This window comes from Paractinoplanes ferrugineus (assembly GCF_016862195.1).
Lineage (GTDB): Bacteria > Actinomycetota > Actinomycetes > Mycobacteriales > Micromonosporaceae > Actinoplanes > Actinoplanes ferrugineus.
Map to the genome: position 1 here is coordinate 89,252 of NZ_BOMM01000012.1, position 20,286 is coordinate 109,537.

Annotated in this window: 15 protein-coding genes and 1 pseudogene; 6 read left to right on the forward strand and 10 right to left on the reverse strand. The window is 71.5% G+C overall.

Annotation, left to right across the window (positions count from 1 at the left end):
* Positions 1-31: 31 nt before the first annotated feature.
* Genes Afe05nite_RS08300 through Afe05nite_RS08310 form a run of 3 tightly spaced genes read right to left on the reverse strand, consistent with a single transcriptional unit; the run spans position 32 to position 4,540 of the window.
* Positions 32-2,338 (reverse strand): hypothetical protein, encoded by a 2,307-nt coding sequence (locus Afe05nite_RS08300; RefSeq protein ID WP_203816398.1) that lies wholly within the window; start codon positions 2,336-2,338, stop codon positions 32-34.
* On the reverse strand, positions 2,335-3,315 hold the full coding sequence (locus tag Afe05nite_RS08305; protein ID WP_239117647.1) for a glycosyltransferase family 2 protein: 981 nt from the start codon (positions 3,313-3,315) through the stop codon (positions 2,335-2,337). Before Afe05nite_RS08305 ends, Afe05nite_RS08300 begins: the two co-directional genes overlap by 4 nt.
* A gap of 52 nt (positions 3,316-3,367) precedes the next feature.
* Complete coding sequence (locus tag Afe05nite_RS08310) at positions 3,368-4,540, reverse strand: acyltransferase family protein (RefSeq protein WP_203816399.1); 1,173 nt, start codon at positions 4,538-4,540, stop codon at positions 3,368-3,370.
* 372 nt (positions 4,541-4,912) lie between these two features.
* Between Afe05nite_RS08310 and Afe05nite_RS08315 the strand changes: the two genes are divergently transcribed.
* Positions 4,913-5,137 carry a hypothetical protein gene (locus Afe05nite_RS08315; protein WP_203816400.1) on the forward strand — a complete coding sequence of 75 codons (225 nt, stop codon included), beginning with the start codon at positions 4,913-4,915 and terminating at the stop codon, positions 5,135-5,137.
* Positions 5,134-5,262: a hypothetical protein gene (locus tag Afe05nite_RS44910; protein ID WP_203816401.1), complete on the forward strand. Its 129-nt coding sequence runs from the start codon at positions 5,134-5,136 to the stop codon at positions 5,260-5,262. The genes Afe05nite_RS08315 and Afe05nite_RS44910 overlap by 4 nt, the downstream gene beginning before the upstream one ends.
* A 78-nt stretch (positions 5,263-5,340) precedes the next feature.
* Here Afe05nite_RS44910 and Afe05nite_RS08325 read toward each other — a convergent pair whose 3' ends face one another.
* Complete coding sequence (locus Afe05nite_RS08325) at positions 5,341-6,495, reverse strand: acyl-CoA dehydrogenase family protein (RefSeq protein WP_203816402.1); 1,155 nt, start codon at positions 6,493-6,495, stop codon at positions 5,341-5,343.
* 89 nt (positions 6,496-6,584) lie between these two features.
* Between Afe05nite_RS08325 and Afe05nite_RS08330 the strand changes: the two genes are divergently transcribed.
* The 3 genes and pseudogenes from Afe05nite_RS08330 to Afe05nite_RS08340 all read left to right on the forward strand — a co-directional run.
* Positions 6,585-7,952, forward strand: a complete 1,368-nt coding sequence (locus Afe05nite_RS08330) for a UDP-glucose dehydrogenase family protein (protein ID WP_239117648.1) — start codon at positions 6,585-6,587, stop codon at positions 7,950-7,952.
* Between the two features lie 161 nt (positions 7,953-8,113).
* A complete protein-coding gene (locus Afe05nite_RS08335) occupies positions 8,114-13,444 on the forward strand; it encodes an SCO7613 C-terminal domain-containing membrane protein (RefSeq protein WP_203816403.1) in 5,331 nt (1,776 codons plus the stop codon).
* 69 nt (positions 13,445-13,513) lie between these two features.
* A pseudogene (locus tag Afe05nite_RS08340) lies at positions 13,514-13,717 on the forward strand (DUF1963 domain-containing protein); the annotation flags it as partial.
* Here Afe05nite_RS08340 and Afe05nite_RS08345 read toward each other — a convergent pair.
* From Afe05nite_RS08345 to Afe05nite_RS08360, 4 genes are read right to left on the reverse strand one after another with little or no spacing between them, the layout of a single operon-like run.
* Complete coding sequence (locus tag Afe05nite_RS08345) at positions 13,698-14,090, reverse strand: glutaredoxin domain-containing protein (protein ID WP_239117649.1); 393 nt, start codon at positions 14,088-14,090, stop codon at positions 13,698-13,700. The pseudogene Afe05nite_RS08340 and the gene Afe05nite_RS08345 overlap by 20 nt on opposite strands.
* Before the next feature lie 27 nt (positions 14,091-14,117).
* Entirely contained in the window at positions 14,118-14,615 is a 498-nt protein-coding gene (gene purE / locus Afe05nite_RS08350; RefSeq protein ID WP_203816405.1) for a 5-(carboxyamino)imidazole ribonucleotide mutase, read from the reverse strand.
* The gene (locus Afe05nite_RS08355; RefSeq protein WP_203816406.1) at positions 14,616-15,758 is read right to left on the reverse strand and encodes a 5-(carboxyamino)imidazole ribonucleotide synthase; all 1,143 of its coding nucleotides are present in this window, start codon (positions 15,756-15,758) and stop codon (positions 14,616-14,618) included.
* A gap of 28 nt (positions 15,759-15,786) precedes the next feature.
* On the reverse strand, positions 15,787-17,778 hold the full coding sequence (locus Afe05nite_RS08360; protein WP_203816407.1) for a thioredoxin domain-containing protein: 1,992 nt from the start codon (positions 17,776-17,778) through the stop codon (positions 15,787-15,789).
* A 129-nt stretch (positions 17,779-17,907) separates the two neighbouring features.
* On the opposite strand from Afe05nite_RS08360, the gene Afe05nite_RS08365 reads away from it, so the two are divergent.
* Complete coding sequence (locus Afe05nite_RS08365; RefSeq protein ID WP_203816408.1) at positions 17,908-18,333, forward strand: restriction system modified-DNA reader domain-containing protein; 426 nt, start codon at positions 17,908-17,910, stop codon at positions 18,331-18,333.
* A gap of 158 nt (positions 18,334-18,491) precedes the next feature.
* Here the strand turns inward: Afe05nite_RS08365 and Afe05nite_RS08370 are convergent, their stop codons facing one another.
* Together Afe05nite_RS08370 and Afe05nite_RS08375 are read right to left on the reverse strand one after the other, a co-directional pair.
* Positions 18,492-19,676 carry an MFS transporter gene (locus Afe05nite_RS08370; protein WP_203816409.1) on the reverse strand — a complete coding sequence of 395 codons (1,185 nt, stop codon included), beginning with the start codon at positions 19,674-19,676 and terminating at the stop codon, positions 18,492-18,494.
* Complete coding sequence (locus Afe05nite_RS08375) at positions 19,673-20,248, reverse strand: winged helix-turn-helix domain-containing protein (RefSeq protein ID WP_203816410.1); 576 nt, start codon at positions 20,246-20,248, stop codon at positions 19,673-19,675. The genes Afe05nite_RS08370 and Afe05nite_RS08375 overlap by 4 nt, the downstream gene beginning before the upstream one ends.
* Positions 20,249-20,286 lie beyond the last annotated feature (38 nt).

Genomic DNA, 20,286 nt, shown 5'->3' on the forward strand with positions numbered 1-20,286 from the left:
CGATTCGCCCGGCCGCCGCCCGTTCGATCGGTCAGCGCAGCTCGTACACGGCCATCCGGCCGTTGTCGAACCGCAGGTCGGCCAGGCCCACCAGGAGCGGGCTCTCGGCCTTGCGGCGCCGATCGACGACCAGATAGCGGACGTGGTCGCGGTCCCGGAGGCGGTGCAGGCCGTCGGCGGTCGGGGCGTAGATGGCATCGTCGTTGCGCTTCAACTTCCTGGCGTCCCAGAACTGCCAGAGCCCGCTCGGGCTGGCCGCCAGCCGCGGCGCGAAGGCCCAGCCCTCGACGAGAACCGACCGCTCGGCATATCCGCTGAGCCAGAACGAGCGAGCATCCCGGCACCTGGGTGGCGGCTCGTCGGCCCAGCAGTGGACGTTGGTGGCCAGGACGTCGTCGGGATCGCTGTTCGCCCGCACCCACCGCGCGGCTTCGACCCGGGAGGCGGGCACCGGCACCGAACCGTAGCTGCCCCCGTTGGGGTGTTCCCAGTTGCGGCGGGCCTCCATGATCAGGCCGGGCGCACCGGCCAGCAGCACCGCGGTCAGCACGACCAGCGGGCCGCGCCCGGCCACTCCCGGGCGCCGCCGAACGGCCCACCAGCCGAGAGCACCGATCAGCCCGGCTCCGGCCAGGACGCCGGCCCACCCGAGAACCGGCAGGACCGGAGAGTACGACCGGCCGCTCGGTTCCGGTCCGGCCAGGAGCAGCGTGGCGGTCAACAGCACGATGACGAAGGCCGCGGCCCCGACCCCGAGGACCGTGGTGGCCCGGCGCGTCAGCCGGGCGCGGTCGGCCACCATGACGTAGCCCCACGCCGACAGAAGCAGTCCGAACGGCAGCGAGGCACGGTAGAACCAGGTCGCGTTGAAGGTCCCCAACAGCAGGTACAGCGCCGGACCCGACAGGGCACCGCCGAGCAGGAACCAGTGCACCGGTTCCAGCCGGAAGCGGCGCATCACCAGCAGCGGCACGATGCCGGCCAGGCGCAACTGCAGCGAGAGCAGCCAAGCCAGGAAGACCCCGGCCACGATCGTCGCCTGCTTGCCGCCGGACCGGCCCGCCTCCGGAACGGCCCAGAACCGGGAGAGTTCCTGCAGGGGATGCACGCCCAGCCCGTAGGTCTGACCACGGAAGATCACCACGGTGACGAAGCCCAGGGCGGCCGTGACCACGACGCCGAGCGCCACCACCACCCACGGCACGCGACGCTTGCGCACCAAGGTCGCCACCCCGGCCAGGGCCAGGCCGGCCAGGGTCACCGGCAGGGAGCTGGCCTTGGCCGCGCTCGAGGCGAACGCGAAGAACACGGCCAGGACATACGCTCCCCGGCCCAGCGGCGGCACGAGCGAATCGTCGGCCGGCCGGCGCAGCGCGTCGCCGATCACCACGATCAGGGCGAGCAGCAACGCCCAGCTGTACGTCATCGACAGGCTCGGCCAGGTGATCCAGGCCACCTGCACACCGATGCTGATGCTGAACGGATGACTGAACTGGAACTCGCCGACCACCAGGAAGAGCATCGCCGCGACGACACCCGCGTACGGCCGGCCGGCCAGACGCCAACCGGCGACCGCGGTGAGCACGGCGGTCAACGCGATGATGGCCGGCACCATCAACCGCATCGTGACGACGGGCAGGTCGATGTGCCCGACCAGACTGACCATGGCGGCATGCACGAAGGCGAACCAGTGGTAGTTCAGCGGTTCCCCGGCCACCTGCGGCAGGTCGAGCGGGAAATGGTGCTTCGCCTCACCGGCCAGGGAGAGCTGGTAGGGCAGGTCGATGAACTGCCGGGTGTTCTCGGCATCGGGCAGGATCGGGTTCTCGCGGAAGAACGCGCCGTACAGACAGCTGGTGAAGAAGACGATGACGGCCCCGACCGACCAGGACCACCCGAGCGGGACGGGCTGGTAGCCGCGCGGACGCCAGTGCGCGCGGAGCCGCGGCACGATCAGGAAGGGGACAACCACCAGCAACGGCCAGGTCCAAACCACGGAACGCAGATCCAGTACGGAGTACGCCGCCCACGCGGGAAGTTCCAGCACCAGGCCTAGCGCCGTACCCATCGCGAGGTCTTCCACGAGGGTGTGCGGCCGGCGGCGCAGCGCCCGGAACACCAGCGTGCCCGGCAGCATGACGGCCAGCGTCGCGTAGGCGGTATAGCGGGCGATGTCCAGCAGGTCCGTGTGCGCCACCGCAAGAATCGCCGTGACCAGCAGGAATGTCACCGCGGCGGGCAGCCAGCGGAGCGGGTGGGCCGGCCGGTGGCCGGTCTCGCTGTCCGTTCGGCCACCGGCGCTTTCGGCCTGCGTGGCGTGGATCAGGTCACTGCTCATCGGCCGGCGTTCCTGACCAGCCCGTCGTCTTCCGCCGCCAGAGCGGCGGAGTCCGAGGCGATGAAGTAGGGCGGCCGGTTCTGCACCGCGGTGTAGACCCGGCCCACGTACTCCCCGAGCAGACCGAGGCAGAGCAACTGGACCGCGCCGATGAACAGCGTCGCGACGAACAGCGACGACCAGCCCGGCACGGTGTGCCCGCTCAGGTAGACGACCATGGTCATCACGAGCAGCAGGGCGCACAGCCCGACCCCGCCCACCCCCAGCCAGGTGGCCAGGCGCAGTGGCGCGGCCGAGAAGCTGGTCACGCTGTCGACCGCGAGCAGCAGCATCTTGCGCAACGGGTATTTGGTCTGTCCGGCGGCTCGTTCGGCGCGGGTATAGGTGACCTGGCCGCTGGGAAAACCGATCCACGGCACCATCAGCCGCAGCACCGGCGCTCGCTCCGGCAGTTCGCGAAGAGCCTCCACAGTGGAACGGCTCAGGAGCCGGAAGTCGCCGGCGTGCCGGGGGACGTTCTTCCCGACCAGGCGGCGGATCAGGTCGTAATAGGCCCCGGCCGTCCAGCGTTTGAACCGGTTGTCGGTGCTCCGGTCGGTGCGAACGCCGTACACGATGTCGAGGTTCTCGGTCCGGGCCAGCCGGAGCATCTCCGGAATCTTCTCCGGCGGATCTTGCAGGTCGGCGTCGATGCTCGCCACGTACTCACCACGGGACCGGAACAGGCCCGCGCTCAGGGCCGCCTGATGCCCGCTGTTGCGCCGCAGTCGCACGATCCGCAGTTCCGGCCACAGCCGGGCGAGACCGATCAGGACCGCCGCGGAGCCGTCACTGCTGCCGTCGTCGACGGCGACCACCTCGTACGGCTCCCGCAGCTCGTCGAGAACCGGCCGCAGGCGCTCGACCAGCAGCGGTAACACTGCCTCTTCGTTGTAGATCGGCACGACGACGGACAGCGTCAGCGACAAGGGGCCCACGAGAACTCCTGATCTCCTTGCAGAAAAGCGGGGAAGCGGAAAAACGGAATCGTCACCGCCGCACCAGAAGCCTCCGAGCGGGCTTCTCGATGCCGGCGTGGAGCAGCCAGGCCGCCGCCACCGAGATGCTGAACGTCATGAGGGTCAGCGCCGCCGCGGGCACGGCGTGCAGCTTCGGATGCGAGCCGATGAACGGGTCCAGTTCCAGGACCCGGATGACGAGTAGATGAATCAGGTAGAAGGCGAACGAGAGCTCGCCGAGCTTGACCAGGGTCGGCCGGGACCAGATCAGGCGCCGGCCGCGGATGTCGCAAACCGCCGCGGCCACCAGGATCAGACCGAAGCCGGCCGCCGTGTACGAGGCCGAGTGGATGACATCGGCTTCTTCCGGGATGTTGTAGTAGCCGATGAAGGTCACCACTACCGCGCCGAGGCCGAGCAGCCGGGTGTGCCGCCGCAGCTGATCGTGCGTCAACCACACGAACCGGGCCAGCGCCACACCGAGCAGGAACTCGGGGAACCGGCCCAGCGGGTTCCAGTGCCAAAACCACAGGACGTCCTGCTCGGCGGCGAACCGCAGGGACAGCACCGGACCCACCATGACGACGATCAGCGAGACGCCCGCCAGCAGCAGCGCGCCGCCCGCCCGCAGCCTGCTCACCAGGCCGGCGAACAGCGGGAACAGCAGATAGAAGAACGCCTCACAGGCAAGCGTCCAGCTGACCGTGTTCAAGCTCTGGAAGAAGGTCACGTCCTGGACCCAGGTGTGGGTGAGCGTCAGGTTCGACAGGATCACCGACGCGGTGGGGAACTCCTTGGGCTTGCAAGTCGCCACGAACAGCAGCGCGAGCACGGCCGTGGCCAGATGCAGCGGGTAGACCCGGGCGAAACGCCTGTACCAGAACCGGCCCGGCCGGGTCCGCGGTGACGACCACATCAGCACGAAGCCGGACAGGATGAAGAAGAACGACACCCCCACGATCCCCGGCTCGAACGCCCTGTCGATGAGGTCCCGCGCGTCGCCCTTACCGAAGTACTCGATGACGTGCAGGTGGAACGCGAAGACAAGCAGCGCGGCCAGCCACCGCAGCCCGGTCAGCGACGGCAGGTTCGTCCGCGAGTCCACCACCGGCCCCACGATCGGAATCGGCTGAGTGACGAGCTCGTCGGACGAAAGTGCCACTGTGGACGGATCACGCTGGCTGGTGAGGGCCGAGTCGCTCATGGACGGTTGCCCCGGGAACGATGAAGTGAATGCGGCAAGCGTCCGAATGTCGGCGGCAGAGCGGCACCGTCTTCGACATCGATAATCGCGAGCACGGTGCAACTTACCGCATCGATGCCGAGTGCCGCCGCCCCGAACCCCCGGTCGTCAGCCCTTGAGGAGCCGGCGCGCCAGCACTGGCGACATGGTGCTCTTGAGCGGTCGCGGCGGTGATGCCCCACCGAAGGACTTGCTCATGTCACGAGAACCGGCTACACCCACTACTGGATCGAACCCGACCGGAAACTCCAGCCTTCGGCAGTACCGCAGCAGGCGGCTGAAGATGCACACCAAGCACCACGCCGCCGAAGCCTGGCCGCACGGACCCAGCCTTTGCACGACCGGGAAGTCGTCGACGGGACGACCGTTCAGGATCTGGATGACGAGGCGCCGCGCCGCACCCTACGCAGAATCCGCAACAGTGCTTTCCACACGCGCCGCTGGATCGCGGGACTCGCGGCGCACCTGCCCACCCCAGCACATCAGATCGCCGTGCCGATGCTGCGTGAGCATTACCTGACCAACGAAATGCTCAGGCAAGCGAACTGGCCGAGATGACGGGACTGTCCCGACGAGCAGTCCTGAACCACCTGCGCAGGATGCTGGCATCCGGAACCATCGACGCCATCGGGCCCACCAGGAGCCCGAAGCGCCGGTATCGGTGGATCGGGGAAGTCGACTGATCTTGATTGCGAGCGACCCCACGACAACTCTGCACCGAGACAATGCCGTACCACTTGACCTGCGGTTACTTGCTTATCTCAGCCTTTCAGAAGCTGGCGCGCCATCACGATGCGCTGCACCTGGTTCGTACCCTCGTAGATCTGGGTGATCTTGGCGTCCCGCATCATTCGCTCGACCGGATAGTCGCGGGTGTAGCCGTACCCGCCGAGAATCTGGACCGCGTCGGTGGTGATCTCCATGGCGGCGTCGGAGGCGAAGCACTTCGCCGCCGCGCCGAAGTAGGTCAGGTCGGCGTCGCCGCGCTCGCTCTTGCCGGCGGCCGCGTAGGTGAGCTGGCGGGCCGCCTCGAGCTTCATGCCCATGTCGGCCAGCATGAACTGCAGGCCCTGGAAGTCGGCGATCGGCTTGCCGAACTGCTTGCGCTCCTTGGCGTAGGAGAGGGCGAAGTCGAGAGCGCCCTGGGCGATGCCGATGGCCTGGGCGGCGATGGTGACCCGGGTGTGGTCGAGGGTCTGCATGGCGGTGGCGAACCCGGTGCCCTCATCGCCGATCATCCGGTCGGCCGGGATGCGTACGTTGTCGAAGTAGACCTCGCGGGTCGGCGAGCCCTTGATGCCGAGCTTCTTCTCGGGTGCGCCGAACGAGACGCCCTCGTCGGACTTCTCGACGACGAAGGCGGAGATCCCGCGGGAGCGGGCGCTCGGGTCGGTCACCGCGAAGACGGTGTAGAACTCGGAGACGCCGGCGTTGGTGATCCATCGCTTGACGCCGTTGAGCACCCAGAAGTCGCCGTCGCGGACCGCGCGGGTGGTCATCGAGGCGGCGTCGGAGCCGGCCTCGGGCTCGGACAGGCAGTAGGAGAACATCGCCTCGCCGGAGGCGACCTTCGGCAGGTAGCGCTCCTTCAGCGAGGCGGAGCCCGACAGGATGAGCGGCATCGTGCCGAGCTTGTTGACCGCCGGGATCAGTGACGACGACGCACACGCGCGCGCCACTTCCTCGATCACGATCGCGGTGGCCAGCGCGTCGGCACCGGCGCCGCCGTATTCGACCGGGATGTGCGGGGCGTGGAAATCCGACGAACGCAGGGCGTCGTAGGACGCCTTGGGGAACTCGCCGGTCTCGTCGGCCTCGGCCGCGTGGGGTGCCACTCGGGCGTCGCAGATCTCACGCACGGCGGCACGGATGGTCTCGTGGTCCTCCGGCAGCCGGTAGACATCGAACTCAGACATGACGTGGCCCTTTCGCCTCGGCGGTTCCCCGCCGCAATGTTACTGGCGCGTAGCGCTCGCTCACCAGGGGCTCGATCGTTGAACGCGATGTGACACTTCCCCGCCTGGCGTTCCTCGGCACCGGCTATCTCGGCGCCACTTACGCGATCTGCTTCGCCGAGCTCGGTTACGAGGTGCTCGGCGTCGACGTGGACGAGGTCAAGATCGCGACGCTCGGTTCCGGCCGGGTGCCGTTCCACGAGCCGGGACTCGACGATCTGCTGCGCCGCAACCTGGCCGCCGGGCGGTTGCGCTTCACCACCTCCTTCGAGGACGCCGCCGGCTTCGCCGACGTGCATTTCATCTGCGTGGGGACGCCCCAGCGCTCGGACGGCATGAGCGCTGATCTGACGTACGTGGAAAGCGCCGTCACCGAACTCGCCCCGCTGTTGCGCCGCCGGGCCTTGATCGTCGGGAAGTCGACCGTGCCGGTGGGCACGGCGACGTGGGTGGAACAGCTGGTGGCCAAGCACGCCGACCCCCGGCTGGGGGTCGAGGTGGCCTGGTCACCGGAGTTCCTCCAGGAGGGGTACGCGGTGGAGGACGTGCTGCGCCCCGACCGGATCGTCGCCGGCATCCGCTCGGCCTGGGCGAACGAGGTGTTCCGCGCCGCCCACAAGGGTGTCTTCGACCTGGCCGCCACCGAGGATCGCGACGTTCCGCTGGTGGTCACCGATTTCGCGACGGCCGAGCTGGTGAAGGTGGCCGCGAACGCGTTCCTGGCCACCAAGATCAGCTTCATCAACGCGATGGCCGAGGTCTGCGAGGTGGCCGGCGCCGACGTCACCCAGCTGGCCCGGGCGATCGGCTACGACCCCCGGATCGGCAACCGGTTCCTGCAGGCCGGGCTCGGCTTCGGCGGCGGCTGCCTGCCCAAGGACATCCGGGCCTTCCAGGCGCGGGCCCAGGAGCTGGGCGCGGGCGAGGCGCTGCGCTTCCTGCACGAGGTCGACCTGATCAACACCCGGCGTCGGGGCCGGGTCCTGCAAATGGCGGCTGACCTGCTGGAACGGCCGGTCGGCCCGGCCGGTCCGGACCTTTCCGGCACGCGGATCGCGGTGCTGGGCGCGGCCTTCAAACCGAATTCCGATGACGTCCGCGACGCGCCCGCTCTCGCCGCCGCCGCCGCACTGGCCGCGGCCGGCGCGGACGTCCACGTCTACGACCCGCAGGCCATGGCGAACGCCCGCCGCGCGCAGCCGGGGCTCGAGTTCGCCGCGACGATGTCAGCGGCGGTGAGTGGCGTCGAGCTTGTGGTCATCGCCACCGAGTGGGCCGAGTTCCGCAACGCCGACCCGCTCGCGCTCGGCGAGCTGGTGGCCGCCCGGCGCGTCATCGACGGGCGGAACTGCCTGGACCCGGCCCAGTGGGCGCGCGCCGGATGGACCTATCGGGGGATGGGCCGCCCACCCGCCTGAGAAAGGTCGGCGGCGTTTCGCGCCCGTTTCCATAGATCTCCGCCCTACTGAGCCTGTTCTAATGAGGTGTCGTACCGGCATGCTCTAGTTGTCCCCGGTTGAGTCGTCTGGGTGGGCCGGAGCCGCCGGCCGGGGGGCAAGCCGGGGGTCGAGGGGGTGCCGTGGCGCAGGCTGGACAGTCCGACAGCTACGACGAGGAGCTGGCGCGGATCGAGGCCTCGATCGCGGAACTGAAAATCCGCGACATGGCCGCGGCGAAGCAACGCTCCGACATCGCCTCCAAGATTCAGGCCGCCCAGTTCCAGCGCGACATCCTCGCCCACGCCAACCAGCAGAAGAAGGCGAAGTCGGTCAAGACCCGCCGGGTGCGTCGGCGCTCGGAGGACTTCTCGCCGCCACCGCCGCCCGGTGACGCCACCCGGGAAGCCCCGCCACCGCCGCCCGGCGGCGCCACCCAGGAAACTCCGCCACCGCCGCCCGGCGGCGCCACCCAGGAAACTCCGCCGCCCCCACCCGGCAGCGCCACCTGGGAAACCCCGCCGCCCCCACCCGGCAGTGCCCCCGCCGGCGACATGCCGCCACGTTCCGGCGGCGCTCGGCCGGCCGGCTCGGCCGCGCGGGCAAGTGGGTCGCGCACGAGCGGGCCACGCACGAGTGGGCCGCGCCCGACCGGGCCGCGCCCAGAGTGGTCGCCGCCCGGCAGCGCCCACTCCGGCCCGCCCGGAGTCGCCTCCGACGGTGCGACCCTGCTGGTCGACGACCCACCGCCGACCGAGCGCATCGGCCCGACGCCGCGCCGGGCCGGCTTCACCGGCGGCGAGCAGCACCCGCCCGAGGCCTCCACCCAGTCGGTGCAGAACATCACGCTCGCGCTCGGCGCCCTGCTCATCGGCGTGGCCGCGGTCGTGTTCGCCGGGGTGGCGGTGAGCAACCCGCTCGCCCGCGCGACCATCCTGGCCCTGTTCACCGCGGTGGCACTGGCCGCCGCACCCGGCATCGCCAAACGCGACCTGAGTTCGACCGCCGAGACGATCGCCGGCGTCGGCCTGGTGCTGCTGCCGATGACGCTGTGGGCGCTGCACGGCAGTGCCCTGGCCGGCGGTCCCGGCACGCCCGCGCCGCTCTTCCTCGGCATCACGTTCGCGGTCACGTCGGTGGCGAGTTTCGTCTACGCGACGACCACCAAGCTGAGCGCGCCCCGATACGCGACGGTGATCGCCCTGCAGCCGGTTCCGCCGCTGCTGGCCTACCCGTCGATCCAGAGCCCGGCCGGCTGGGGTCTCGCCCTGACCGTGGTGGCGGTGCTCGACCTGCTCCTGCTGACCACCGTGATCAACAGCGGTCGCCTGGTGCCGCGCTGGCCGATGAACCGCCCGGTCCCGGCCGACCGCGAGGGCATGGCGCCCGGTGACGAGGCGTACGCCGCGGGTGCCGCCGACTTCGCGGCCGAGACCCCGCCACGCCCCGAGTCGCAGCCCGAGGAACCCGACCTGATCATCGAGGGGATGACCGGCCGGCGCCGCTGGAAATGGGCGCCGACCCGGATCTTCCCCGGCCCCCGCCCGGCCGGCGCGCCCGCGGCCGCCACTGTGCCGGTGGCCCCGGCCGCCCGCCCGCCGTCCGCCGACTGGCTGCGTGAGCTCACGTTCGCGCTGCTCTGTGTGGCCAGCGCCGGCGCCCTGCTCTATTCGGCGGTGGCGCTGCTGCAGGCCCGGCTGGTGTCCGACGCGCTGCGCTCCGGTCTGATCCTGGTGCTGGCCGCGCTGGCCGCCGTGGCCGCCGCCCACCTGCTCGACAACGCGTTGGCCCGCAACATCACCGGGGGCGTGCTGACCCTTGCCGTGATCGGCTCGGCGGCCCGCATCGCCGACGTGGTGTCACCGCGCTGGACCCTGGTCGTGGCGGCGGCCGCGGTGGCGGTGGTCGGCGCCCTGGTCGGACTGCTGCGCGACGAGGTCCGGCGCGGCCCGGAGATCGCCTCGGCGATCGCGCTGGTGATCATCGGGGTCTTCCTGACCCTGGACGGCATCCGCGCCGCCCTGGCCCCGCTGCAGGCGGCCCGCCCGGTCTGGGACGCCGACACCGCGAACTACGCGCAGCGCATCTCCGAGGCGGCCGGCGACTCGGGCTGGCTGCTGGCGTTCAGCGCCCTGCTCGTCACCTTCGCCGCGGCCCTGGCGCTGCCGCGCAGCGTGCGCCACGAGGGCGCGGTGATCGGGGTGGCGCTGACCGCGCTGAGCGTGCCCTCGTCGCTGGGGCTGCGCTGGTCGGAGGCCCCGTGGCCGCTGGTGCTGGCGGCGATCGCGATCGGCGCGGCCGGGGTGGTCTCGGCCGGCACCCGCCGGGTGGCCATCACCCACGTCGCCGCGGCCGGCACGGTCGGCCTGTTCGGCGCGGGCGCCGCCCTGAGCGCGTCCTGGCTGACCGCGGCCGTGCTCACGGCCCTGGCCGGCGCCGGGGTGATGCTGACGGTGGCGGCCCGCCTGATCCCGTTCAAGCTCTACGCCTGGGTGATCGGCGACTGGGCGGCCGGCGGGGCGGCTCTGGCCCTGCCCGGCGCCGTGGTGACGGCCGCGCTGGCCGTCTCCGACAGGGGCGACGGACCACCGCCCACCGAGGCCGTGACCGTACCCGCCCTGGCCGTCGGGTTCCTCGCGGTGGCGGCCACGCTCAGCTACGCGGCGGTGTTCCAGGTGGCCCGCCGCGAGGTGAGCGTCCCGCTGACCGCCGGCGCCGGCCTGGGCGCGGTGGCGCTGGCCCTGGCCGCGCTGATGGCCCCCGGCGCCACCCCGCCCGACGTGTGGGTGGGCGCGCTGCTGCTGGTCGCGGCGGCCCTGCTGTTCTTCGCCAAGTCGATCGACAACGGCCGCCGCAGCGACCGGGTGCTCGACGGTCCCGACATCGCGGCGGCCGCCGCCACGGTGGCCATCTGCGGCGCGCTGGCCCGGGTCTTCGCCCTGGCCTTCCCGGCGGCCCCGCTCGCCGTGGCCGGCGTGGTGGTGCTGATCGTCGCGCTCGGCGTGGCCACGCTGCCCGACGACTGGCGGCGCGGGCCGGTGCGAGGTCTGGCCGCGGGCGGCATCGTGGTCGGTGCGATCGCGGGTTACCAGGCCCTGGCCGGCGGCCTGAAGGTGCTGGCCTTGCATGGCAACGTGTGGGCGGCCGATCTGAGCCGATACCCCGACGCCGCCCAACCGGGCGCCTGGCAGGCTCCGTTCACGCTCGTGGTGATCGCGTTGGCGGCTGCCTTCGCGGCGCCCCGCCCCTGGTCGTACGCGATCTCGGCGACCTGCGGCGCGCTCGCCGCCATCGGCACCCCGGCCGCGCTCGGCCTGCCCTGGTGGTCCCCGCTGCTGGTGGGTGGCGCGGTGGCGATCGCCTACGCGATGGCCGCGATCGCCGCCACCGACCCACGCTCGGCGATCTGCCGGGCCGCGGCCGCGGCCGCCGTGCTCCTGCACACCGCCGGCGCCGGCCTGGCCCGGCCCTGGTCGACCGGCCTGGCCCTGCTGCTGATCGTGCTGACCGGCGTGCTGACCGCGGTCATGGCCCGCACCCCGGTGGCCCCGGCGGCGAACGCCGACGAAGCGCCCCCGCCGTCGCGCTGGCGCAGTCCGGCCGTGACCGAGGCCGACCTGGCCCGCGACGACACCGGGATGCCCCGGCACCGTGCCCAGATCGGCGGCGCCGCGACCGGTGGCGCCCTGCTGGCCGTGCCGGGCGTACTGGCCGCGCTGGCCGCCGACCAGGGCCACGGCGCCCAGGTGGTGCTGACCGCCGCACTGGCCGCGTCGGCGCTGAGCCTGGCCGCCCTCGCACTGGCCGGCCGGTGGATCCCGCAATACCTCCCCTGGGCCACGGTCGGCCTGGTGCTGGGCGCGACCGGGACGGCGTTCGCCTCGATCCCCACGCCCTACTCGACAGCCCTCTACGCCGCCGCGGCCGCCCTGATGGGCGTCATGGCGGAGCTGCTGCGCGGCGCGACCCCCGCCCCAGGACTGACCGTGGCGCGGAACCGTTACTGGTCCGGCTCCAGCTACGAGACCACCCGGTGGACGAGCCTGCGCCCGAGCGGCCTGAGCGGCCGCTGGATGGTCGACCCGGCCACCAGTGCCGTGGTGCTGGCCCTGCTGCCGACGGTGCTGGCGATCTTCTCGATCGCACCGGCCCTGAAAGCGGCGCTCATCGACCCGCTCGGGCAGGTCGGGCACATCTGGGACGGTCCGATCACCGCCCTGTCCCAACCCTCCTCGGGTTCCGTCGACGCGACCAGTGTGCTGGCCATCGTCCTGCTCACCGGGGCGTCCGCGCTGGCCGCGATCGGCTTCGGGGGCAAGACCTCCGAGGCTGTCCCGGTGATCCTCCCCGGCATCGCGATCACCCTGCTGATCGCGCCGATCGCCCTGCATCTCGCGTTCCCCGCGGCGACCAGCGCGGCCCTGGTGGTCTTCACCGTCTCGATGCTGGGCCTGGCCCTGACCCCGCCGCCGGCCACCACCCGGGGTTCGCTGCTGCGAACCGTCCGCAACATCGTCTTCGTGATCGGCCTGCTGGCCGGCAACGCGGGCCTGGCCGGCGCCCTGGCCCAGCAGCCACTGACCCTGTTCACGCTGGGCAGCGCGGTCGGCGTCGGCCTGGTCGCGGCCCTGGCCGGCCGGTCCCAGCCGGCTCGGGTCCTGGGCTGGCTGTTCGCCGCGGTGATGGCCCAGTTCTTCGTCCTGACCGCCGCGATCGCCGCCGGGGTGGACCGTTCCTGGGCCGCCTTCGGCGTCCTCGGGGTGGGTGCCGCCCTGCTCGTCATCGAGGCCGCCGTCCCGCGGATGGGCCTGCCCCACTACCGCCGCGAGGCCACCACCGTCGAGTGGGCCGGCTACACGTCCGCGGTCCTGGCCGGGGCCCTGGCCTACGACTCCCCGGCCCACCTGGCGGCCCTGTTCGCCGCGTGGGGTGCCGTGCTGGGCCTGGCGGCCTCCCGCACCGGCCGCTCGTCCAACCAGCGGCGCCTGCTGTTCTGGCTGGCGATCGGCTTCGAGATCGTCGGCTGGTGGCTGTTCATCTCGCTGGCCGACGTGGCGCTGCCGGAGGCGTACACCCTGCCGTTCGCCGCCCTGGCCCTGGCCGTCGGCGCGGTGGAGTCCCGCACCCGGGCCGACCTGAGCAGCTGGGCGGCGTACGGTCCGGCACTGCTCGCCGCGTTCGTCCCCACCATCGGCATCGTCCTGGCCGGCGACGGCGGTGAGCTGCGCGAGGTCCTGCTGCTTCTCGGCGCCGTGGCCACCCTGATCGTCGGCTCGACCTACCGCCAGCAGGCCCCGGTGGTGGTGGGCGCGGTGGCCACCGGCTTCACCGCGATCCACTTCGTGACCACCCTGGTCGGCCCGTGGCCGGTCCTGCTCCCGGTGGGCCTGATCCTGCTGATCTTCGGCGCCACCAACGAGAACCGCCGCCGAACCCGCGAGGGCCTGCGGGACGCCCTGGTCCGCATGCGCTGACACCCGAGCGTTCGGTTCGGCGGCTACGCCGACCCTGTTCAGGAATCGGTCGAGGTCGCCGCGGCGAGGCAGCGCCTGGACGCGAGCCTTCCCTACTCGGATCCGGCGTTGTGGAACGAGGCGCTGCTGTGGACGTCCCTGGTGCAGATCGACTCCGACAATGACACGGAGATGGTGTGGGGCGATTGCGGCAGTTTGTACTGGGTGAGGCGGCGCGACGACCTCGCCGCGGGCCGCTTCGACGCCGCGGCCTTCATCTTCCAGTGCTACTGATCATCTCGACGACGCGGGCCGGGGCGGGGTTGACGAAGCCCTCGCCTCGGAAGACCACGGTCGGGACTGTCTCGTCGCCGCCGGTGATCGCTCGGACGCCGGCCGCGCCCTGCGGGTCGGCCCAGATGTCGACCCAGTGGGCTCGGCGCGACAACCGGCCGACACGGGCCCGCAACCGGATGCAGAACGGGCAGCCGGGCCGCCAGTAGATGATGGGACGGCCGTCCTGGCTGCTCCGCTCGCGCGCCTCGGCGTCGCTCACCGATCGCGGGAACGCGCGCGGTGACACCAGGGCCGCGAGCACGAGGAACACGATCGGGGAGGCGACGTTGCGTTCCACGACTCCCAGCACCACGCCGAGAACCGCCAGCACAACCGCCGGACCCCACCGCCGCGGCATCTAGCCCAGCAACCGTTCCCGCAGGGCCGCGTCCTTCTCGGCGACCAACTTCTCGAGGCTCGCCTGGAACGCGGCCATCTTCGCCCGCAGCCCGGCGTCGGCGGCGCCGAGAATCCGGACGGCGAGCAGGCCGGCGTTGCGCGCGCCGCCGATGGAGACGGTCGCCACCGGCACGCCGGCCGGCATCTGCACGATCGAGAGCAGCGAGTCCATGCCGTCGAGGTGCTTCAACGGCACCGGCACGCCGATGACCGGCAGCGGCGTCAGCGCGGCCACCATGCCGGGCAGGTGGGCGGCCCCGCCGGCACCCGCGACGATCACCTTGATGCCACGGTCGGCGGCGGACTCGGCGTAGTCGACCATCTTGCGGACGGTGCGATGAGCCGAGACGACGCCGACCTCGAACGGCACCCCGAACTCGGCGAGGGCGACCGCGGCGGCCTCCATCGTCGGCCAGTCGGAGTCGCTGCCCATGATGATGCCGACCTGCGGACTCATCTATTCGCCTTCCTGAAGCCACTTGGCGGCCCGGCCGGCCCGCGAGCGTACCGAAGCCATGTCGTCACCGAGAACGGTGACGTGCCCGATCTTGCGGCCGGGCCGGACCTGCTTGCCGTAGAGGTGCACGCGCGCCCCGGGGTCGGCCGCGAACAGGTGGTGCAACCGCTCGTCGATCGACATCCCGCCGGGAGGGCCGCCGAGCACGTTGGCCATGACGACCGCCGGCGCGGTGAGCGAGGTGGCGCCCATCGGATAGTCGAGGACGGCGCGCAGGTGCTGCTCGAACTGCGACGTGCGAGCGCCCTCGATGGTCCAGTGCCCGGAGTTGTGCGGCCGCATGGCGAGCTCGTTGACGACGATGCCGTCGGCGGTCTCGAACAACTCGACGGCGAGCAGGCCGACCACGCCGAGCGCGTTGGCCAGGTCGATGGCGAGCTGCTGGGCCTCGATCGCCCGCGTCTCGGACAACCCGGGGGCGGGGGCGAGCACCTCGACGCAGATGCCGTCCCGCTGCACCGTCTCGACCACCGGGTAGGCCGCGACCTGCCCGAACGGCGACCGCGCGACCAGGGCGGCGAGTTCCCGGCGAAGCGGCACCCGCTCCTCGACGATCAACGGGGTGCCGGTGGCGACGAGTTCGGCCGCTTCCGGGGCCGACGACAGCATCCAGACGCCCTTACCGTCGTACCCGCCGCGGGTCGCCTTGGCCACGACCGGCCAGGAGCCGCCCGCGAAGCTCTCGATGTCGCCCGCCGTCGAGATCCGCCGCCAGCGCGGCACCGGCGCGCCGAGCGCGGCCAGACGCTCCCGCATCAGGCCCTTGTCCTGCGCGAACACCAGCGCCGCCGCGCCGGGGAAGACCTTGACGCCCTCGGCCTCGAGGGCGGCGATGTACTCGTTGGGGACGTGCTCGTGGTCGAAGGTGACCGCTTCGCAGCCTTTGGCGAACTCGCGCAGGGCGGCGAGATCGGTGTGCGTGCCGATCCGCACGTCAGCCGCCACGAGGGCGGCACTGTCGTCAGCGGTCACGCTGAGCACGCGCAGTGACTGGCCGAGGGAGATCGCAGCCTGGTGGGTCATCCGGGCCAGCTGGCCGCCGCCCACCATGCCGACTACGGGCAGACCGGTTCGGGTATCCATCGCTCGCCAAGCTTAGTGACGCCCCAGCTCAGCCGCGCAGGCGGGCGATCAGTTCGGCGGGGTCGGTCACCGGGCGGTCGCAGACGAAACCCCGGCAGACGTACGCGGTGGGCTTCCCGTCGCGCAGCGGGCGATCGGCCAGCAGCGGCACCCCCGGGCGGTCCGGCTCGCCGACCACGATCACGGTGCCGGGCGGGGCGTACCGGTAGGCGGCGGCGACCAGCGGGTCGTCCGGGTCGGTGGTGGCCACGGCGATCTCGTACGGGCCGGTCAGCGCCGCCTCCGCGACCGTCGCCGAATAGCCGGCGAAGCGTGCGTGCTTGACGAACAGCGGCGTGACCTTTTCCAGGGCGGCGTCGGCGGCTTCGCGGTAAGACGTCCCGCCGGCCAGCGCCGCATAGGAGACCAGGGCCGCGACCAGCGCCGACAGGCCCGACGGCGTGGCGTTGTCGGTCGGGTCGGCGGGGCGGGTGACCAGGCGTTCCGCGTCGTCGGCGGTGTCGTAGAAGCCGCCCTCGCCGGTGCCGAAGTGGGCCAGCGCCACGTCCAGCAACTGCTTGGCAAGGCCGAGCCAGCGGCCGTCGGCGGTGATCTGGTGCACCGCCAGGAAGCCCTCGGCGACACAGCCGTAATCCTCCAGCACGCCGGCCGGCTCCCCCACCGTGCCGTCGCGCGACACGCGGCGCAGCCGTCCGTCGACGAGGTGCCGGGCGGCGAGCACCTCGGCCAGCTCGATCGCGGCCGTGCGGGACGCCGGCGATCCGGTGAGCACGCCGTGCTCCGCGAGGGCGGTCACGGCGAGGCCGTTCCAGGAGGCGACGACCTTGTCGTCACGGGCGGGCTGGGGTCGCGCCGCGCGGGCTTCCAGCAACCTTTCGCGTACCGACGTCCAGCGCGCCACCAGCGAAGGGTCGGCGGCGTCGATGTCGCGAGCCAGCACCAGCACACTGCTGCCGTGCTCGAACGTGCCCTTGTCGGTCACCCGGAAGAGGTCGGCCGCCCAGTTGCCGTCCTCTTCCCCCAGCACCTCGACGAGTTGGGCGGGCGTCCACGCGTAGGTGAGTCCCTCGACCCCGTCGGCGTCGGCGTCGAGCGCGGACGCCAGCCCACCGGCCGGGGTGCCGAGGTCCCGCAGCAGGAACGCGGCGGTCTCGTCGGCGATCCGTTTGACGAACGGGTCACCGTCGATGCGCCACAGCTGGGTGTACGCCCGCAGCAGCAACGCGTTGTCGTAGAGCATCTTCTCGAAGTGCGGAACGGTCCACGTCGCGTCGACCGCGTAGCGCGCGAACCCACCGGCCAGCTGGTCGTAGATGCCGCCCCGGCCCATCCGCTCGGCCGCGTGCCGCACCACGTCGAGAGCCTCGGCGGAACCGGTGCGCTGGTGGTGGCGGAGCAGGAACAGCATGCTCATGTGCGGCGGGAACTTCGGGGCGCCGCCGAATCCCCCGTTCGTCCGGTCGTGGTTCTTGAACAGGTCCTGAGCCGCGTGGTCGAGCAGTTCCGCCGAGACGGGCGCCGTCGGCCCGCCGACGAGCTGGGCACCACCGATCGCCTTGACGACCTCGGCCCCCTGCTTGAGAACCTCGTCGCGCTGCTCCCGCCACGCCGTGCCGACCGACTCCAGAAGCTGCGTGAAATGCTGTTTCGGGTAGTACGTCCCGCAGAAGAACGGCTCCCCGTCCGGGGTGGCGAAGACCGTCATCGGCCAGCCGCCCTGCCCGGTCATGGCCTGGGTGGCGGTCATGTAGACGGCGTCGACGTCCGGCCGTTCCTCCCGATCCACCTTGATCGCCACGAAACCGTCGTTCATGACCTTGGCAACCTGGTCGTCCTCGAAGGACTCGTGCGCCATCACATGACACCAGTGACAGGCCGCGTAGCCGACCGAGATGATCACCGGCACATCCCGCCGGCGGGCTTCGGCGAATGCTTCTTCCGACCATTGCCACCAGTCCACCGGGTTGTCCCGGTGCTGCAGCAGGTAGGGCGAGGTCGCGTCAGCGAGGCGATTGGCCATGCCTCCACCCTCTCACGCGATCGTGCGCATGCCGTGGCCGCCGCCTCGCGGCACCGAGCGATAGTCCTCGTCTCTCAATCTTTTTATAGTCTGAGCAGGTCAGAGATTGGGAGACATTAAGGGTGCCCGATGACCCACCGGACCATCGAGGTCGATGAGGAAGTGTTCGCCTTCTTGCAGCAGCACTGCGAACCTCTGATCGACACTCCGAACGATGTGTTGCGTCGACTTCTCCTCAGCGGAGAGTCGATCGAGCCGCAGGACGGGGCCACCCGTCCCAGGAGGCAGCGGCCCGGCGCACTCCGGCCTCTGCTCGATGCCGGCCTCATTACCGCGGGCGACTCCCTGCGACACGAACAACCGAGACGACGAATGGTTCACGAGGTGACCGTCACCAGCGGCGGCTGGTTGAAGCTGCCGGACGGCTGCCAATTCGCAACTCCCTCGCGGGCGCTCGCCGAGCAGACCGGCACCACGATCAACGGCTGGATCTACGTCCATGTAGCCAGCGGCCGACCACTCCACGAACTTCGGGATCAGCTCGAGCGCGACTGATTTCGCGCTCCCAATCTTCAATCCCTACGATTAGGAGTGCAGCACTTGCGTCAGCCTAGTGCCGTTCCGGGCCTGCTGCGCCGTTCCGTTCCCGCCGTGCTCGCTGTCCGACCACCCAGTGGTCCGCTCCCCCGCTGATCTCGTACAGCGGGCACAGGTCAACTCTGGGGCAGGCGGGCGTTTCGAAGGTCGGCGACGGCCAGGCAGAGCGCGGCGGCGGCCAGTTCGAGGGCGGCGCTCCCGGCGAAGGCGGGGGTCGTGCCGAATCGGTCGGCGGCCACGCCCATCACCGCCATCGCGATCGGGGTGATGCCGAGGTTGGCGAACGAGCTCACGCTGCCGACCCGTCCGCGGAACGCGTCGTCGGTGCGGGCCTGGGTGAGGGCACTGGTCAGCACCGCGACGAGGCCGCTGGTCAGGCCCACGACGACGGTTGCCGAGACCGCGGCCCACTGCTGGCCGGCAACCGCGACGGCGGACACGGCCGCACCCTGCACGGCGATGCCGGCCGCCATCGCGACTCCGACCCGGCCGCGCCATCGCACCCGGACCATGGCGAGCGACGCCACCACCGCACCACCGCCGAAGCCGGCCAGCAGCACGCCGATTCCCGCCGATCCCCACCCTCGCTCGTCGCTGACCAGGGCCAACCCGATGTTCATCGGCCCCACGAAGCCGAGGTTCGTCAACAGCGAGACCATCAGGATCGTACGCAGGAGACGGTGTCGGCGCAGGTAGCGCAACCCGGACCGGAGTGCTCCGGTGACCGGTTCGCGCACCGGCCGGGCGGTGCGCATCGGCGGCAGGCCGCGCAGGGCCAGCACCGACAGGAGGAAGGTGGCCGCGTTGACCACGCAGGCGACCGGCAGGCCGCCCACCGCGACCAGCACCCCGCCGAGCGGCGCGCCGAGGGTGAGGGCCAGCCGGGCGGCCAGCGAGTTGATCGCGGCGCCCCGGCTGAGCTGTGCGGGCGGCAGGAGGCGCGGTGGCACGGTCGCCGCGGCGGGCAGGAAGATCGCGTCGGCCGCGCCGAAGACGAGCGCCACCGCGACGAGCAGCGCGATGCTCGGTCCCCAGCCGGCGACGGCCGCCGCCGCCAGTGCCACGACACATCGCAGCAGGTCGCTGCCGATCATCAGGCGCCGGCTGTCGTGCCGGTCCACGATCGCACCGCCGAACAGCAGGAACGCGAGTCGCGGCACCGCCGAGACGGCCAAGATCGCGCCCGCCGCCGAGGGGGAGGCTATCCGCACGGCCGACCAGGAGAGCGCCACGTACCAGACCTGGTCGCCGAGGATGGACACCGCCTGCCCGGCGACGTACCGCCGGTAGAGCGCGCTCATCGCTCCGGAAACGCGTGGAAGAACACGGTCACCGACTGCCGATCGCCCTCGATCGGCCGTCCTCGGGCGGCGTCCGACCAGCGGCTGACCACTTCGAGCAGTTCGCCGGCCAGCTCGGCCAGCTCGGCCGGGGTGAGCCGCAGGAACGTGTCGCTGCTCATCACCGCCCGCTGCCAGTCCTCGCTCCACGAGTCCCGACCCTGCTCGAAGCGACGGAGCCGTTCGAACTCGTCGATCACCATCTGCGCCTTGGCGTGTTCGGCGACCGCTCGCGCCTCGGGTTCGGTGAAGTCGAGGAACGACCAGCTGGTCGACGTGGGGACCGCTTGCCACCAGCGTTCCCGCCGGTCGCGGGCCAGTTCGGGGACGTCCTCGACGAAGCCGTGCCGGGCCAGTTCACGCAGGTGGTAGCTGACCTGGCCGGGGTCGGCGTCGAGTTGTCTCGCCAGAGTTCCGCCGGTGGCCGGGCCGAACTGGAGCAGCAGCCGGTAGAGCCGCTGCCGGATCGGCTGGGCCAGGCCACCGAGCACGCGGGGGTCGGTGATCCGCCGCTGGGGCGTGGATTCGGTCATGCCTTCGACCGTAGGAGTCACCCCGCGAATTCCGGAAG